Origin of the sequence: Sphingomonas sp. MM-1, from assembly GCF_000347675.2 — a bacterium.
Lineage (GTDB): Bacteria > Pseudomonadota > Alphaproteobacteria > Sphingomonadales > Sphingomonadaceae > Sphingomonas_E > Sphingomonas_E fennica.
Genome location: NC_020561.1, coordinates 2,038,425 through 2,052,689, shown reverse-complemented (window position 1 = coordinate 2,052,689; position 14,265 = coordinate 2,038,425). Strand labels below are relative to the sequence as shown.

The window sequence follows — 14,265 nt, the reverse complement described above, 5'->3', positions numbered from 1 at the left end:
TACGCCCCTTGCTGAAGCAGCGCGGCCCGATCGACCGGGCGGTGGCGGGCGGGCCGTTCGGCACCCAGCCCCCCTGGCCGGGATTCCATTGGGCGGACGGCATATCGCTGCTGCTGATCGCCCTGTTTGCCGCCGTCGTCTGCCGTTTCGCCTTCGTCCAGGATATCTGGATCGACGAGACCACCCAATTGTCGGGCAGCGGCCTGCCTTTCCTCAAGATGGTCCACTGGCTGCTCGGCACGCCCAAGGCGCTGTTCGTGGTGCCGGACGATCGCATGCCGCTGGGCAGCTATGCGCTGGACTGGCTGGGCGTGCACCTGTTCGCGCTGTCGCCGCTGGGGCTGCGGCTGCTGCACGGCGCGCTGCTGGTCCTCGGGCTGGTGGTGATGGCGGCGGCGCTGCGCCGGCGGTTCGGCCCCGGCTGTGCGGCGATCGCGCTGGCGATCCTCTGCCTCAACCCGCAGATCGCGATGACGGCGCCGGAAATCCGCGCCTATCCGCTCTATCTGGCGCTTGCCTGCGCGATGATCGCCCCCTTCCTCGCCATCGTCGATCCCGCCTGGAATCGCGGCTGGCGCGCGCCCCTCGCCGTGGCGCTGCTGTGCGCGGCGACGGTGCATGTCCATTTCTTCGGCGCGGTGATGAGCGCGTGCGTGTTCGTGGTGCTGATCGCGCGGCATATCGGCGACCGGCGGGCGCTGATCGTGCTGGCCGTCTCCGGCGCGCTGGGCGCGGCGCTCAGCGTGGCGGTGCTGCCCTTCATCGTCGCGGCCAGCGGGCAGGTGGATCATGCCGCCGGCGGCGGATCGATCGCCACCTATGCCATCTATCTCTCGCGCCTGTTCGTGGGATCGATCCACATGGTCTATCCGGTGGCGGCGTCGCTGCTGCTGGCAGGATTGGTGCTGGCCGGGGCCGCCGCGCTGTGGCGGCTGGCGGCGGGCGGGATGGAGCCGGCGCGGCGGGGCGCCTTCCTCTCCCTCGTGGCGGTCGTCCTCCTCGGGCTCGCCATCACCATCGGCGCCGATATCGCGCTGGATACGCTGAACGCGATCAAGCCCACCTACAGCTATTGGATGATGCCCTTCGCCGCCGCCGCGATCGCGGTGGGCCTGTCGGGGATGGGCCTGCCGGCGCGCCGCCCGCTGGCGCTGTTGTCGCGCGGCGCCGTCGCCGCCATCGTCGCGGGCGGGCTGATCGCCACCGGCCTGCTCTGGCGGCACGCGCCGCTCTTCGCCCATGGGCCGGGGCGGATGTTCGCCGAGGCGATCGGCAAGGATAGTGCGGCGACCCTGATCTTCGAGCCCGGCGATCCGCTGGGCTATGCCGCGCTGCCGACGCGTTGGCGCTTCCATGACGATGTGGCGATCTGGCAGGCGGAACCGCCGGCGGGCGACCGGCTCGTCCGCTTCGCGACCGGAAGCCCGCTGTTCGGCGCGACCGCGCCGGCCGCCGCCGTGATCGATGCCGGCGCGCCCGCGATCCTGGTCGGCCGCGTGGCGGCGGGTTCCTATCGCGACGTGCGCGCGGCGATCGACGGCCATCCCCGCCATCTGGAGGCAGGGCCGATCGCCGGCCGCCTCGCCGCCGATCCCCGGTGGGAATTGGTGGAGGAACGCGAAAGCCAGGGGTTGTTCATCGCCCGCATCTGGCGATTCCGGGCGCGTCCCGCCACCAAATGAACGAAATTCAAAGGAAATCCGGCTAGGAACGCCGATCGGCGGGCCGGATGCGTTCTGGGCTTGACCGCGGGCGCGTGGCGGGGGAATTTTTGCTTTGCAGCATAGGATGCGGGCGGACGGACGCCAAAGCGGCAATTCGGCGGAGAAATCGAGTGCTTGACGTATCATCCGAAGGCGATCGCCGGATCGACATGGGCCGCGCGGCGCGCCGCCCGATCGAGCTTGCCGTCATCGTTCCCACCTATAATGAGCGCGAGAATGTCGGCAGGCTATACGGCCTTCTCGAAGATGCGCTGCAGGGCGTGCGGTGGGAGATGATCGTCGTCGACGACGATTCGCCCGATGGCACCGCCGAATTCGTCCGCGAGATGTCGATCGACAACCAGAATGTCCGCGCCATCCAGCGCGTCGGCCGGCGCGGGCTTTCCACCGCGGTGATCGAAGGCATGCTGGCCACGGGCGCCACCAAGCTCGCCGTGATCGATGCCGATCTGCAGCATGACGAACGCAAGCTGCCCGAGATGCTCGAACTCTTGCGCAGCGGCCAATATGATATCGTCGTCGGATCGCGCTACACCGATGGCGGCGGCCTAGGCGAATGGGACAGCAAGCGCGCGCGGATGAGCCAGTTCGCCACCCGGCTCGCCGGCCTGGTCCTCAAATCGGACCTGAAGGACCCGATGAGCGGCTTCTTCATGATCAACCGCGACGCCTTCGAACGCACGATGCGCGGGCTTTCGGGCGAAGGCTACAAGATCCTGCTCGATCTGTTCGCCTCGGCCGATCCGCCGCTGCGCTTCGCCGAGGTGCCCTATGAGTTCCGCACCCGCCAGCATGGCGAAAGCAAGCTCGATAGCGCGGTATTGTGGGAATATCTCGTCCTCATCGTCGACAAGCTGGTCGGCCGCTTCATCCCGGCCCGGCTGCTCCTGTTCGCGCTGGTCGGCGGATCGGGCGTGGTGGTGCACTTCGCCACCTTCGCCGCCTTGTATTTCGGGCTGAAATCCACCTTCGTGGCGGCGCAGACGGTGGCGACGGTGGTCGCGATGACGACCAACTACGTCTTCAACAACATCCTCACCTATCGCGACAAGCGGAAGAAGGGGTGGAGCTTCCTGACCGGCCTGATCGCCTTCTATGCCATCTGCGGCATCGGCGTGATCGGCAATGTCGGCGTCGCCAACATCATGTATACCGAGAAGTTCACCTGGTGGCTTTCCTCGGCGGCCGGCATCGTCATCGGCACGCTGTGGAATTATTCGGCGTCGTCGCTGTTCGTCTGGAAGAAGAAATAGGCCGGATCGCGGCCGCCCCGGCAGATGCGGGAGCGGCCGCGAAATCCCTTCAGACCACCAGGTTGGGCGGGCGGCCGCTGCGCATGATGCGGATCTGCTCGCCGAAACGGCTGGCGAGATGCTGGTGGGCGGATTGCGCATCGCGCGCCTTGGCCGTCTTCGCGGCGGCGCATTCCTCGATATAGCGACGCCAGATGAAATCGCGGTCGATACCCATTTAGGCCTCCTTGCCAGATGGGGCGCCCGGCGCGGACGCCCGGTCGGATCTCATGGCAGCACCATGCCACAGCGAACGGACGAGCGCGAATCCGTCCGTCCGGCATGCGGGGCGGGCCGCCCCCGGCGTTGCGCGCCGCGCCGTGCGCCGCCATAAGCGGCAGCGATGGACAATTATCTCGCGCTGATCCGCCGCATCCTCGACGAAGGCACGCCCCAGGCCGACCGCACCGGCGTGGGCACCCTTTCGGTGTTCGGGCACCAGATGCGCTGGGATCTGGCGGCGGGATTCCCGCTCGTCACCACCAAGAAGCTGCACCTGCGCTCGATCATCATCGAGCTTCTCTGGTTCCTGCGCGGCGATACCAACATCGCCTGGCTCAAGGACCGGAAGGTCAGCATCTGGGACGAATGGGCGGACGCGAACGGCGATCTCGGCCCCGTCTACGGCAAGCAGTGGCGCGACTGGGAAGGGCCGGGCGGCGTGCATGTCGACCAGATCGCCGCGCTGATCGATCTCATCAACCGCGATCCCGGATCGCGCCGCCAGATCGTGACGGCGTGGAACCCGGCGGACCTGCCCCGGATGGCGCTTTCCCCCTGCCATTGCCTGTTCCAGACGCATGTCGCCAACGGCCGGCTCAGCCTCCAGCTCTACCAGCGGAGCTGCGACGTGTTCCTGGGCGTGCCGTTCAACATCGCTTCCTATGCGCTCCTCACCCACATGCTCGCCCAGCAATGCGGGCTGGAGCCGGGCGAGTTCATCTGGACCGGCGGCGATTGCCACCTTTATTCCAACCATCTCGATCAGGCGCGCGAGCAGCTGGGCCGCGATCCCCGGCCGCTGCCGAGGCTGGAGATCAGGCGCCGGCCGCCTTCGATCGACGCCTATGAATATGAGGATTTCGCCTTCGTGGATTATGATCCGCACCCGCATATCGCGGCGCCGGTGGCGATATGAGCCGGCCGCGCATCACCTTCTACGTCGCGCGGGCCGATAATGGCGTGATCGGGCGCGGCGGCCGGCTGCCCTGGCGGCTGCCGGAGGACCTGAAGCGGTTCAAGGCCATGACCATGGGCAAGCCGATGGTGATGGGGCGCAAGACCTTCGAGAGCTTTCCCAAGCCGCTGCCCGGCCGCCGCCATATCGTGCTGACGCGCGATCCGGCCTGGGCGGCGGACGGCGCGGAAGTCGCCCATTCGGTCGATCAGGCGATCGCGCTTGCCGGCGATGTGGAGGAGGTGGCCGTGATCGGCGGGGCGGAGATCTACGCGCTCTTCATGCCGCAAGCGGACCGGATCGAGCTGACCGAGGTGCACCGCACCGTGGAGGGGGATACGAAGATGCCGCCGCTCGGCGCCGGCTGGCGGGTCGCGAACCGCGAAATGGGCGGCCCCGATTTCGATTTCGTGACGATCGAGCGCAACCGCTGATTGTGCCGGCGCGCCCGCTTTCCTATAGCCCTCGCGCCATGGACCGGCTGACCAACGATGCCCCGCTGCCCGATCGCCTGCGCGGGGGCGTGATCGCGCTCGGCAATTTCGATGGATTCCATCGCGGCCACCAGGCCGTCGTCGCCCGTGCGCGCGAACGGGCGCGGGCGGAAGGGCGGCCGCTGATCGTCGCCACCTTCGATCCGCATCCGGTGCGCTTCTTCCGCCCCGATACCCCGCCTTTCCGGCTGACGACATTGGACCAGCGCGCGCGCCTGTTCGCCGAGGCGGGGGCCGATGCGATGCTGGTCTTCCGCTTCGATGCGGAGCTGGCCGGCGAAAGCGCCGAGCAATTCGTGCGCGAACGCATCGCCGGGCGCACCGGCGCGGCGGCGGTGGTGACGGGGCAGGATTTCACCTTCGGCAAGGCGCGCGGCGGCAATGTCGCGGTGCTGGCCGAACTGGGCGAGGCGCTCGGCATCGCGACCGAGGCGGTGGCGCCGGTGGCGGACGCGGAAGGGCAGATATCCTCCAGCCGCATCCGCGATGCCCTGCAGCGCGGCGATTGCGAGGCGGCGGCCGCCCTCCTCACCCGCCCCTTCGCGATCGAGGGCGTGGTGATCCACGGCGACAAGGTGGGCCGCCAGATCGGCTTTCCCACCGCCAATATCGACATGGGCGATTATCTGCGCCCGGCCTACGGCATCTATGCCGTGCGCGGCCGGCTGCCCGGCGGGCGCGTGGTGGGCGGGGCGGCCAATCTGGGCATCCGCCCCAGCTTCGATCCGCCCAAGGAGCTGCTGGAGCCGTATTTCTTCGATTATTCCGGCAGCCTTTATGGCGAGACGATCGCGGTGGAGCTGATATCCTTCATCCGGCCCGAGCTGCGCTTCGACGGGCTGGAGGCGCTGAAGGCGCAGATCGATGCCGATTGCGCCGAAGCGGCGCGCCGGCTTGCGGCGGCACCGCCGCTACCCTAGAGCGTGAAAACCTTGGCGGCCGCCCCGGCGGCGGCCAGGCCCGATCACCTTATTGCCAGGCCGAAGCCCCCGATGTCCGACGCACCTGACTACCGCGAAACCGTCTTCCTGCCGAAGACCGCCTTTCCGATGAAGGCCGGCCTCGCCGCGAAGGAGCCGGCGATTCTGGCGCAGTGGGCGGCGGACGACATTTACGGCCGGCTGCGCAAGGAACGCGCGGGCCGCGAACGCTTCATCCTCCACGATGGCCCGCCCTACGCCAATGGCGACATCCACATGGGCCACGCCATGAACAAGGTGCTGAAGGACATCATCGTCCGTTCGCAATCCCTGATGGGCAAGGATGCGCCCTATGTGCCCGGCTGGGACTGCCACGGCCTGCCGATCGAATGGAAGGTCGAGGAAGCCTATCGCGCGAAGAAGCTGAACAAGGACGAGGTCGATCCCGTCCAGTTCCGCGCCGAATGCCGCGCTTATGCCGAAAAATGGGTGGCGGTGCAGCGCGAACAGTTCAAGCGGCTGGGCGTGATGGGCGATTGGGACGATCCCTATCTCACCATGAAGTTCGATGCCGAGGCGGCGATCGTCGGCGAGCTTCTGAAGTTCGCGGAATCGGGCCAGCTCTATCGCGGCGCCAAGCCGGTGATGTGGAGCCCGGTCGAAAAGACCGCATTGGCCGAGGCCGAGGTGGAATATGAGGATATCACCTCCACCCAGATCGACGTGGCGTTCGAGATCACGGACTCGCCGATCGAGGCGCTGAAGGGCGCCTATGCGGTGATCTGGACGACGACGCCCTGGACGATCCCGGTCAACCAGGCGCTCGCTTACGGGCCGGACGTTGAATATGTCCTGCTCGCGGCGGATCGCAAATATCTGGTGGCCGCGGATTTGGCGGATGCCTTCATCGCGCGCACGGGCATTGCTGTAGCGGAACGGTCGTCCGCAATGCCGGGGCGCACCCTCGCCGGCACCGTCGCCCGCCACCCGATGCACCATCTCGGCGGTTTCTTCGCCAAGCCGCGTCCGCTGCTGGCCGGCGATTTCGTCACCACCGATACCGGCACCGGCCTCGTCCACATGGCGCCGGACCATGGCGAGGACGATTTCCTGCTGTGCAAGGCCAACGGCATCGATCCCGTCTTCGCGGTGGCCGACGACGGCAAATATCGCGAGGACTGGGGCTGGCTCGGCGGGCAGGGCTCCGTCATCAATCCCAAGTTCAACGCGCCGGACGGGCCGATCTGTTCGGACCTGCGCGAAGCGGGCGCGCTGCTGGCGGCGAGCTACGACTATAAGCACAGCTATCCGCATAGCTGGCGGTCCAAGGCGAAGGTGATCTTCCGCTGCACGCCGCAATGGTTCATCCCGATGGATCGCGAGATCGGCGGGCGCGAGGCGCTGCCGGTGGTGGAATCGGGGGTCGAGGGCGATACGCGCGGCCACGCGCAGGGCAACGGCCCGACCTTGCGGCAACTGGCGCTGGATGCGATCGAGCGGACGCGCTGGGTGCCGGAGAAGTCGCGCAACCGCATCCATGCGATGGTGGAAGGCCGGCCGGACTGGGTGATTTCGCGCCAGCGCGCCTGGGGTGTGCCGATCGCGCTCTATGTGCATCGCAAGACCGGCGAATATCTGCGCGACACCGCCGTCAACGCCCGCATCGTCGATGCCTTCAAGGCGGGCGGCGCCGATGCCTGGTTCACCGCCGATCATCAGGCGCTGCTGGGCGATGCCTATGACGCCGCCGATTATGAGCCGATCAACGACATCCTCGACGTGTGGTTCGATTCCGGCTCCACCCATGCCTTCACCATCGAGGCGCGATACGGGGAGGGCGTGCGCGCCAACCTCTATCTGGAAGGGTCGGACCAGCATCGCGGCTGGTTCCAGTCCAGCCTGCTCGAAAGCTGCGGCACGCGCGGCCGCGCGCCTTATGATGCGGTGCTGACCCACGGCTTCGCGCTGGACGGGCAGGGCCGCAAGATGTCCAAGTCGATCGGCAACGTCGTCGATCCGCTGAAGATCATCAACGAAAGCGGCGCCGATATCCTGCGCCTGTGGGTCGCCTCGACCGACTATTTCGAGGATGTCCGCATCGGCAAGGAGATCTTGTCGGGCACGTCGGATGCCTATCGCAAGTTGCGCAACACCTTCCGCTACCTGCTCGGCGCGCTGGACGGCTTCGACGAGGCGGAGCGGCTGCCGGTGGCGGAAATGCCGGAGCTGGAGCGCTATGTCCTCCACCTGCTGGCAAAGCTGGATGCGGAACTCCGCCGCGCGGCGGATGCGTTCGAATTCAACGCCTTTGCCCGCGCGCTGACCGATTTCGCCAATAACGACCTGTCGGCCTTCTTCTTCGATATCCGCAAGGACAGCCTTTATTGCGATGCCCCCGGCAGCGCGAAGCGGCGGGCCTATCGCACCGTGCTCGACACGCTGTTCCACACGCTGGTGCGCTATGCCGCGCCGATCCTCTGCTTCACCGCCGAGGAAGTATGGGGCACCCGCTATCCGGAAGCGGGCAGCGTGCACCTGCTGGAATGGCCGGTGGTGGATACCGGCTGGGCGGATGACGCCATGGCGGCGAAGTGGAGCCGCCTGCGCACGCTCCGCGCGCTGGTGACCGAAGCGGTCGAGCCGCTGCGGCGCGAGAAGAGGCTGGGATCGAGCCTGGAGGCGGAGATCATCCTCGGCCTGGGCGATGCCGGCGATCGCGCGGCGGTGGCTTCCGTTCCGTTCGACGAGATCTGCATCGTTTCCCGCCTGTCCACCGCGGAAACCGATGGCGAGGGGGTGACGGTGATCGTCACCGAGCGCCACAAATGCGGCCGCTGCTGGCGCCACCTGCCCGAAGTGACGCAGGACGGCACGCTCTGCGGCCGGTGCGACGAGGTGGTGAATGGGTGATCGCCGCCCGCGCGTCGCGCTGGGGCTTGCCGCCGCGGCGATCGTCTTCATCCTCGATCAGCTGCTGAAGTGGCTGGTCAGCGGCCCGCTCGACCTCCAGGTCGTGCGCGAGATCGAGATCACCTCCTTCTTCAACCTGCGCTGGGTGGAGAATTACGGCGTTTCGATGGGCTTCCTCACCGCCGGCAGCGCGCTGGAACGCTGGCTGCTGGTGGGGATGACGGCCACCATCGCGCTGGTCGTGCTGATCTGGATGTGGCGCGAGAAGAACCGCGCGGACACGATCGCCCTCGGCCTCGTGCTGGGCGGCGCGATCGGCAATATCGTCGATCGCGTGCGGCTGGGCTATGTCGTCGATTTCCTCGGGCCGCATATCGGCGGCTGGTATCCCTTTTTGGTCTTCAATGTCGCGGACGCCGCCATTACCATCGGCGTCCTGCTGCTGGTGCTGCGCGCCTTCCTGACGCGCGACCGTTCCGATCCTGCGGAGAAACTGAATGCGTAAGATTGTCATCGTCGGGGCCGCCACCGCATCGCTGCTGGCGCTTGCGGCCTGCGGCGGCAAGCAGGGCGGGGTGTTTGCGGGCCGCAGCGGGCCGGACGAGTTCGCCGTCGCGCGGCAGGCGCCGCTGGTTATCCCGCCCGATTTCGCGCTGGTGCCGCCCAAGCCCGGCGCGCCGCGCCCGCAGGAGGCCGACTCCTCCACCCAGGCGCTGCAGGCGATGTTCGGCGGCCAGGCCCCGCGCAGCGGCGGCGAGAGCGGGCTGATCGACCAGACGGGCAAGGCAGCCGCGCCCGCCATCCGGTCCCAGGCCGGCGACCCCGATACCGCCGTGGTGAACAAGGGCGCGGTGACGCGCGACATCATCGCGGCGCCCGAAGGCCCCGGCCAGGACGCGACGGTCACCACGCCCCAATAAGGGTGGCGGCTTTCCGCCCGTCTTCCCTTTCCCGTCCGCCCGCCCTTGCGCGGGCGGCCGCGGCATAGCCCGCCCGCGATGCGCGCGCTGATCCTCCGCCGGCTGCTGACGGCGTTGCCGACGCTGCTGGCGGTCGTCATCCTCTCCTTCCTGCTGATGAAGGTCGCGCCGGGCGGCCCGTTCGACAGCGAACGCGCGCTCGATCCCGCGACCGAGGCCGCGCTCGCCCGTGCCTATGGCCTCGATCTGCCGCTGCACGAGCAGGTGTGGCGCTATCTCCTGCGGATCGCGCAGGGGGATTTCGGGCCGTCCCTCGTCTATCGCGACTTCACCGTCACCGATCTGGTGGCGCAGGGGCTGCCGGTGTCGCTCACCTTGGGCGCACTCGCGCTGGTGGCGTCGCTGGCGATCGGCATCGGCGCGGGGCTGTTCGCCGCCGCGCGCGCCGGCCGGCCGATCGATCATGCCATCATGCTGGCGATGACCCTGCTCACCGCGCTGCCCAGCTTCGTCACCGGGCCGGTGCTGGCGCTGGTCTTCGCGCTCTGGCTCGGCTGGCTGCCCGTATCGGGCTGGGGCGATGGCCGGCCAGACTTCCTGGTGCTGCCGGTGATCGCGCTTGCCTTGCCGGTGGCGGGCGCCATCGCCAAGCTGGCGCGCGCGGGCCTGGCGACGGCGCTGGCGCAGGATCATGTCCGCACCGCGCGGGCGCGGGGCCTGTCGCCGCTGCGCGTCCTCGTCCGCCATGCGCTCCGGCCGGCGCTGGTGCCGGTGGCGAGCTATCTGGGGCCGGCCGCCGCCGGGCTGCTCACCGGCGCGGTGGTGATCGAAACGGTGTTCGCGCTGCCCGGCCTCGGCGGCTATTTCGTGCAGGGCGCGCTCAACCGAGATTATCCCCTGGTGCTGGCGGTGGTCATCCTCTACGCCGCGCTGATCCTGCTGTTCAACCTGATCGCCGACCTCGCTTATGGCTGGCTCGATCCGCGGATACGCGGATGAAGGCGGCGCGCCTGCCCGTCCTCCTGCTGGGGCTGGTGATCCTCGCCGCGATCGTCGGGCCGATGCTGCTGCCGTGGCGGCATGACGCCATCGACTGGAATGCCGTGCGCGTGCCGCCGGGAAGCCCCGGCCATCCGCTCGGCACCGACATGGTGGGCCGCGATCTGCTGGCCCGTTCGCTCGCCGGCACCCGGATCACCCTGCTGGTCGCGGCGGCGGCGGCCGGCGTGTCGCTGCTGATCGGCGTCGCCTGGGGCGCGGTCGCGGGCTGGAAGGGCGGCCGCACCGACGAGGCGATGATGCGGATCGTCGACGGGCTCTATGCGCTGCCCTTCATGTTCGTCGTCATCCTGCTGATGGTGCTGTTCGGCCGGTCGATCCTGCTCGTCTTCCTCGGCATCGGCGCGGTGGAATGGCTGACGATGGCCCGCGTGGTGCGCGGCCAGGTGCTGGCGCTGCGCGAACGCCCCTTCGTGCTCGCGGCCGAGGCGGCGGGCGCGCGGGCGCCGGCGATCATGATCGGCCATATCCTGCCCAATCTCGCCGGCATCGCCATCGCCTATCTGCTGCTGACGATCCCGCAGGTGGTGATGATCGAAAGTTTCCTCTCCTTCCTCGGCCTCGGCGTGCAGGAGCCGCTGACCTCGCTCGGCATATTGGTGAAGGAAGGGGCGGACGACATGGACGTGGCGCCCCACGCGCTGCTGCTGCCGGGCGGGATATTGGTGACGATCCTGATCTGCCTCACCCTGATCGGCGAGGATTTGCGGGATCGTCTGGCATGAGCGCGGTCTATGCGGTCGCGGGGCTGGAGGTGCATGCCGGCGACCGGGCGATCGTGCGCGGCGTCGATTTCGCCATCGCGGCGGGCGAATGCGTGGCGCTGGTGGGGGCATCGGGATCGGGCAAGAGCCAGACCTGCCTCGCCCCCTTCGGCCTCTCCCCGCTTCGCGCCATGGGATCGGCGCGGCTCTGCGGGGAGGAATTGGTCGGTGCGGACGAGGCGCGGCTGCGGCGGCTGCGTGCTGGCCATGCCGGCTTCGTCTTCCAGCAGCCGCTGACCGCGCTCACGCCCCATCTCAGGATCGGTCGCCAGCTGGACGAGGCATGGCGGCAGGCCGGGGCGCCCCGGCCCGACCGGCGCGATCTGGTGACGCTGATGGCCCGCGTCGGCCTCGATCGCGGCGACGAGTGGCTCGATCAATATCCCCATCGCCTGTCCGGCGGGCAGCGCCAGCGGGTGATGATCGCCGCCGCCATCGCCCACGGCCCGCGCCTGCTGGTGGCGGACGAGCCGACGACCGCGCTCGATGCCGGCCTGCGCCGCGATGTCATGGCCCTGATCGCGCGGCTGCGGCGGGAGGAGGGATTGGCGCTGCTGCTGGTCAGCCACGATCTGCCGGCGGTGGCCGAGCATGCCGATCGGGTGGTGGTGCTGGAGGAAGGCCATGTCGCCGAGGCGGGGGATGCGGCGCGGATATTCGCCGACCCGCGCGCCGATTATACCCGCGCGCTGATCGCGGCCAGCCCCCGGCTCACCGATCCGCCGCCCGATCTCCCGCAGGCGGGCGGGACGTTGCTGGAGGCGCGGGGCGTCGCGGTTTCCTTTCCCCGGCCGGGCTGGCGGCGCGGGCGCATCGCGGCGGTGGCGGGCGTCTCGATCGGGCTGGGCCGGGGCGAAGGGCTGGCGATCGTCGGTGGATCGGGATCGGGCAAGTCCACGCTGGGCCGCGCCATCGCCCGGATCGGCCCGGCCGATGCCGGCGCGGTCCGCTGGCAGGGCCGGGATCTGCCGCCGCGCAAGGCGATGCGGCCGGGCGATCGGCGGCTGATCCAGCCTGTCTTCCAGGATCCGGTGGCGAGCCTCGATCCGCAATGGCGCGTGGCCGATATCATTGCCGAGCCGCTGCGCCATCTGCGGCCGGGGCTGGATGCCGCCGCGCGGGACGAGGCGGTGGCGAGGGCGATCGCCGAGGTGGAGCTGGAGCCGGCGATTGCCAGGCGGAGGCCGGCCACGCTTTCCGGCGGGCAGGCGCAGCGCGTGGCCATCGCCCGTGCCCTGGTGGCGGAGCCGGAGATGCTGCTGCTCGACGAGGCGACGTCCGCGCTCGACGTGCTGGTGGCGGGCCGCGTGCTGGATCTGCTGGCGCGGCTTCAGCGCGCGCGCGGGCTGGCGATCTTGTTCATTTCCCACGATCTGGCCGTCGCCCGGCGGCTATGCGGGCGGATCGCGGTGATGGAAGGCGGCAGGATCGTGGAGGAAGGCGATATGGAGGCGGTGATCCGCACGCCCTGTCATCCCGTCACCCGCGCGCTCGTCGCCGCCAGCGCCTGAGGGGCGGTTTGGCAAATCCGGTTCCGCCGGATTTGCCACTCGGCCCAAAAAAGAAGGCGCGTGGTTGCCCACGCGCCCTTTCTCGCTCCGGCTTGCCCGGAGTGTCGTTCAGAAGGCGACGCCGAGCGAGAAGACCACGGCATCGTCCGCCAGCCGGGGTTCGGCATAGGGGCGGATGCCCTTGATGTTGGTGCCGGAATAGGTGACGCCGGCGGTTATCACGCCGAAGGTGGCCGAGGCGCCGAGCGACCAGTCGCTGTAGCTGTGCGCATAATTGCCCAGTTCCTGGTGGCCGAACTTGCCGGTCACGGTGATGGGCGTGCTGGGAATGGCGGCGGAAAGCTGGCCGTAGCTGTAGAACCAGTCCTCATTGCCCGTCGCGTTGGACGAGATCGCCCAGTTCACGCCCGCCTTCGCGGTGACGGGGCCGATCGTGTAGGACGCGCTGACATAGGGTTCGAAATAGTCGCTGTCGCCGCGGCCATCGAGATAGGTGTAATAGAGCACGGCGGCGTCGACGGTGATGCCGGCGCCGACCTCGCCCGTCCAGCCGGCGTAGAGATCGGTTTCCCAGCTGCCATAGGTATAGCTGTCCTTCAGGTTCGACATCCAGGTGCCGACATAGAAGCCGCTCTTGTGGCTGATGGTCAGCGTCGGCTGGATGGCGAGATCCTTGTCCGTCAGCGATACGCCGCGGAAACGATAGTCGGTGACGCCGGTGATGCCGCCGCTGATGGTGATGCCCTCGATCGGCTCGGTGCCGCCGGCAAAGGCGGGTGCGGACGCGGCGAAAAGGGCCAGGGCCGGAAGGCCCAGCAGAATCTTGCGCATGAGAAATGTTTCCCCTTCTTGTGTTCGTTCCATTCCCCGCGCCTTCAGCGCCGGGCCTCATTTTCCACTATAGACGTGGCGGGCCGGCTGCCTTCGGAACGGCTCTTTTGTGCATGGGCTTTTCGCACTGCACAAACGGAATTGGCCGTTCGCGAGGGGGAATCAGACAAACTGTTGCTGGATCGCAACAGATGATGTCCATGCGCGCGGCCGGCCCGGCGGGCGAATCGTTTAGGCTTTCCTTACCGGCGGCCTGCTATCGCCGAAGGCGCAGATGACGGGAAATCATGCCCTTGCCCCCCCGATCCCGGCTGCGGCCGAGGATGCGGACGATCCCGGCCGGCGTTTCGCGCGGCTGGCGGGCGCGCTTGCGCTCGTGGAGCGGCTGGCGGGGATGGAATCGCCCCCGGAAGACCGGGCCTCGGCGGAAGATATCGCCGCCGGCTATGGCCGCGCGACGCCGATCGCGCGCCGGCGATTCGATGCGCTGGCATCCGAAACGGCGACGTTCAGCGCGGCGGGGATGGAGATATTGCTGCGCCAGCGCACGGCCCGCCGGGGCGATTGCCGCGCCGCCGCACGGCGCCTCGCCGCCGAGATCGCGACCGCGCTGGCGGCGATGGCCGCGCTCGTCGCCCGGCGCGGCCCGGCCGCCTGATCCCG

The 14,265-nt window shown here is 68.7% G+C and carries 14 protein-coding genes; 12 read left to right on the top strand and 2 right to left on the bottom strand.

The annotated features are described in order from the left end of the window. Positions 1 to 8 precede the first annotated feature (8 nt). Together G432_RS09925 and G432_RS09920 are read left to right on the top strand one after the other, a co-directional pair. Positions 9 to 1,682 carry a hypothetical protein gene (locus tag G432_RS09925; RefSeq protein WP_015458693.1) on the top strand — a complete coding sequence of 558 codons (1,674 nt, stop codon included), beginning with the start codon at positions 9 to 11 and terminating at the stop codon, positions 1,680 to 1,682. Positions 1,683 to 1,834: 152 nt separating this feature from the next. Next, positions 1,835 to 2,977 (top strand): glycosyltransferase, encoded by a 1,143-nt coding sequence (locus G432_RS09920; protein WP_015458692.1) that lies wholly within the window; start codon positions 1,835 to 1,837, stop codon positions 2,975 to 2,977. A 49-nt stretch (positions 2,978 to 3,026) separates the two neighbouring features. Here G432_RS09920 and G432_RS23710 read toward each other — a convergent pair whose 3' ends face one another. Then, positions 3,027 to 3,194, bottom strand: a complete 168-nt coding sequence (locus G432_RS23710) for a hypothetical protein (protein WP_187293994.1) — start codon at positions 3,192 to 3,194, stop codon at positions 3,027 to 3,029. A 165-nt stretch (positions 3,195 to 3,359) separates the two neighbouring features. On the opposite strand from G432_RS23710, the gene G432_RS09915 reads away from it, so the two are divergent. The 9 genes from G432_RS09915 to G432_RS09875 all read left to right on the top strand — a co-directional run bounded on the left by G432_RS09915 (position 3,360) and on the right by G432_RS09875 (position 12,771). Next, entirely contained in the window at positions 3,360 to 4,154 is a 795-nt protein-coding gene (locus G432_RS09915) for a thymidylate synthase (RefSeq protein ID WP_015458691.1), read from the top strand. After that, entirely contained in the window at positions 4,151 to 4,627 is a 477-nt protein-coding gene (locus G432_RS09910; protein ID WP_015458690.1) for a dihydrofolate reductase, read from the top strand. Before G432_RS09915 ends, G432_RS09910 begins: the two co-directional genes overlap by 4 nt. A 38-nt stretch (positions 4,628 to 4,665) precedes the next feature. After that, entirely contained in the window at positions 4,666 to 5,607 is a 942-nt protein-coding gene (locus G432_RS09905) for a bifunctional riboflavin kinase/FAD synthetase (protein WP_015458689.1), read from the top strand. 72 nt (positions 5,608 to 5,679) lie between these two features. Beyond that, positions 5,680 to 8,517, top strand: coding sequence for an isoleucine--tRNA ligase (ileS, locus tag G432_RS09900; RefSeq protein WP_015458688.1), 2,838 nt, complete (start codon positions 5,680 to 5,682; stop codon positions 8,515 to 8,517). Further along, positions 8,510 to 9,022 carry a signal peptidase II gene (lspA, locus tag G432_RS09895; protein WP_015458687.1) on the top strand — a complete coding sequence of 171 codons (513 nt, stop codon included), beginning with the start codon at positions 8,510 to 8,512 and terminating at the stop codon, positions 9,020 to 9,022. Before ileS ends, lspA begins: the two co-directional genes overlap by 8 nt. Next, entirely contained in the window at positions 9,015 to 9,437 is a 423-nt protein-coding gene (locus tag G432_RS09890) for a DUF3035 domain-containing protein (protein WP_015458686.1), read from the top strand. The genes lspA and G432_RS09890 overlap by 8 nt, the downstream gene beginning before the upstream one ends. Before the next feature lie 78 nt (positions 9,438 to 9,515). Then, entirely contained in the window at positions 9,516 to 10,436 is a 921-nt protein-coding gene (locus G432_RS09885; protein ID WP_015458685.1) for an ABC transporter permease, read from the top strand. Continuing rightward, on the top strand, positions 10,433 to 11,221 hold the full coding sequence (locus tag G432_RS09880; RefSeq protein ID WP_015458684.1) for an ABC transporter permease: 789 nt from the start codon (positions 10,433 to 10,435) through the stop codon (positions 11,219 to 11,221). The genes G432_RS09885 and G432_RS09880 overlap by 4 nt, the downstream gene beginning before the upstream one ends. After that, on the top strand, positions 11,218 to 12,771 hold the full coding sequence (locus G432_RS09875; RefSeq protein WP_015458683.1) for an ATP-binding cassette domain-containing protein: 1,554 nt from the start codon (positions 11,218 to 11,220) through the stop codon (positions 12,769 to 12,771). The genes G432_RS09880 and G432_RS09875 overlap by 4 nt, the downstream gene beginning before the upstream one ends. 108 nt (positions 12,772 to 12,879) lie before the next feature. On the opposite strand, the gene G432_RS09870 is transcribed toward G432_RS09875, so the two are convergent. Further along, positions 12,880 to 13,602 (bottom strand): TorF family putative porin, encoded by a 723-nt coding sequence (locus G432_RS09870; protein ID WP_015458682.1) that lies wholly within the window; start codon positions 13,600 to 13,602, stop codon positions 12,880 to 12,882. A gap of 274 nt (positions 13,603 to 13,876) precedes the next feature. Here G432_RS09870 and G432_RS09865 point away from each other — a divergent pair, with 274 nt between their 5' ends. Beyond that, complete coding sequence (locus tag G432_RS09865; RefSeq protein ID WP_015458681.1) at positions 13,877 to 14,260, top strand: hypothetical protein; 384 nt, start codon at positions 13,877 to 13,879, stop codon at positions 14,258 to 14,260. Positions 14,261 to 14,265 lie beyond the last annotated feature (5 nt).

Excerpts from the sequence above, each read along its gene's own strand:
- G432_RS23710 (WP_187293994.1), bottom strand. The coding sequence starts at position 3,194 with ATGGGTATCGACCGCGATTTCATCTGGCGTCGCTATATCGAGGAATGC.
- G432_RS09915 (WP_015458691.1), top strand. The coding sequence starts at position 3,360 with ATGGACAATTATCTCGCGCTGATCCGCCGCATCCTCGACGAAGGCACG.
- G432_RS09910 (WP_015458690.1), top strand. The coding sequence starts at position 4,151 with ATGAGCCGGCCGCGCATCACCTTCTACGTCGCGCGGGCCGATAATGGC.
- G432_RS09905 (WP_015458689.1), top strand. The coding sequence starts at position 4,666 with ATGGACCGGCTGACCAACGATGCCCCGCTGCCCGATCGCCTGCGCGGG.
- ileS (WP_015458688.1), top strand. The coding sequence starts at position 5,680 with ATGTCCGACGCACCTGACTACCGCGAAACCGTCTTCCTGCCGAAGACC.
- lspA (WP_015458687.1), top strand. The coding sequence starts at position 8,510 with ATGGGTGATCGCCGCCCGCGCGTCGCGCTGGGGCTTGCCGCCGCGGCG.
- G432_RS09890 (WP_015458686.1), top strand. The coding sequence starts at position 9,015 with ATGCGTAAGATTGTCATCGTCGGGGCCGCCACCGCATCGCTGCTGGCG.
- G432_RS09885 (WP_015458685.1), top strand. The coding sequence starts at position 9,516 with ATGCGCGCGCTGATCCTCCGCCGGCTGCTGACGGCGTTGCCGACGCTG.
- G432_RS09880 (WP_015458684.1), top strand. The coding sequence starts at position 10,433 with ATGAAGGCGGCGCGCCTGCCCGTCCTCCTGCTGGGGCTGGTGATCCTC.
- G432_RS09875 (WP_015458683.1), top strand. The coding sequence starts at position 11,218 with ATGAGCGCGGTCTATGCGGTCGCGGGGCTGGAGGTGCATGCCGGCGAC.
- G432_RS09870 (WP_015458682.1), bottom strand. The coding sequence starts at position 13,602 with ATGCGCAAGATTCTGCTGGGCCTTCCGGCCCTGGCCCTTTTCGCCGCG.
- G432_RS09865 (WP_015458681.1), top strand. The coding sequence starts at position 13,877 with ATGACGGGAAATCATGCCCTTGCCCCCCCGATCCCGGCTGCGGCCGAG.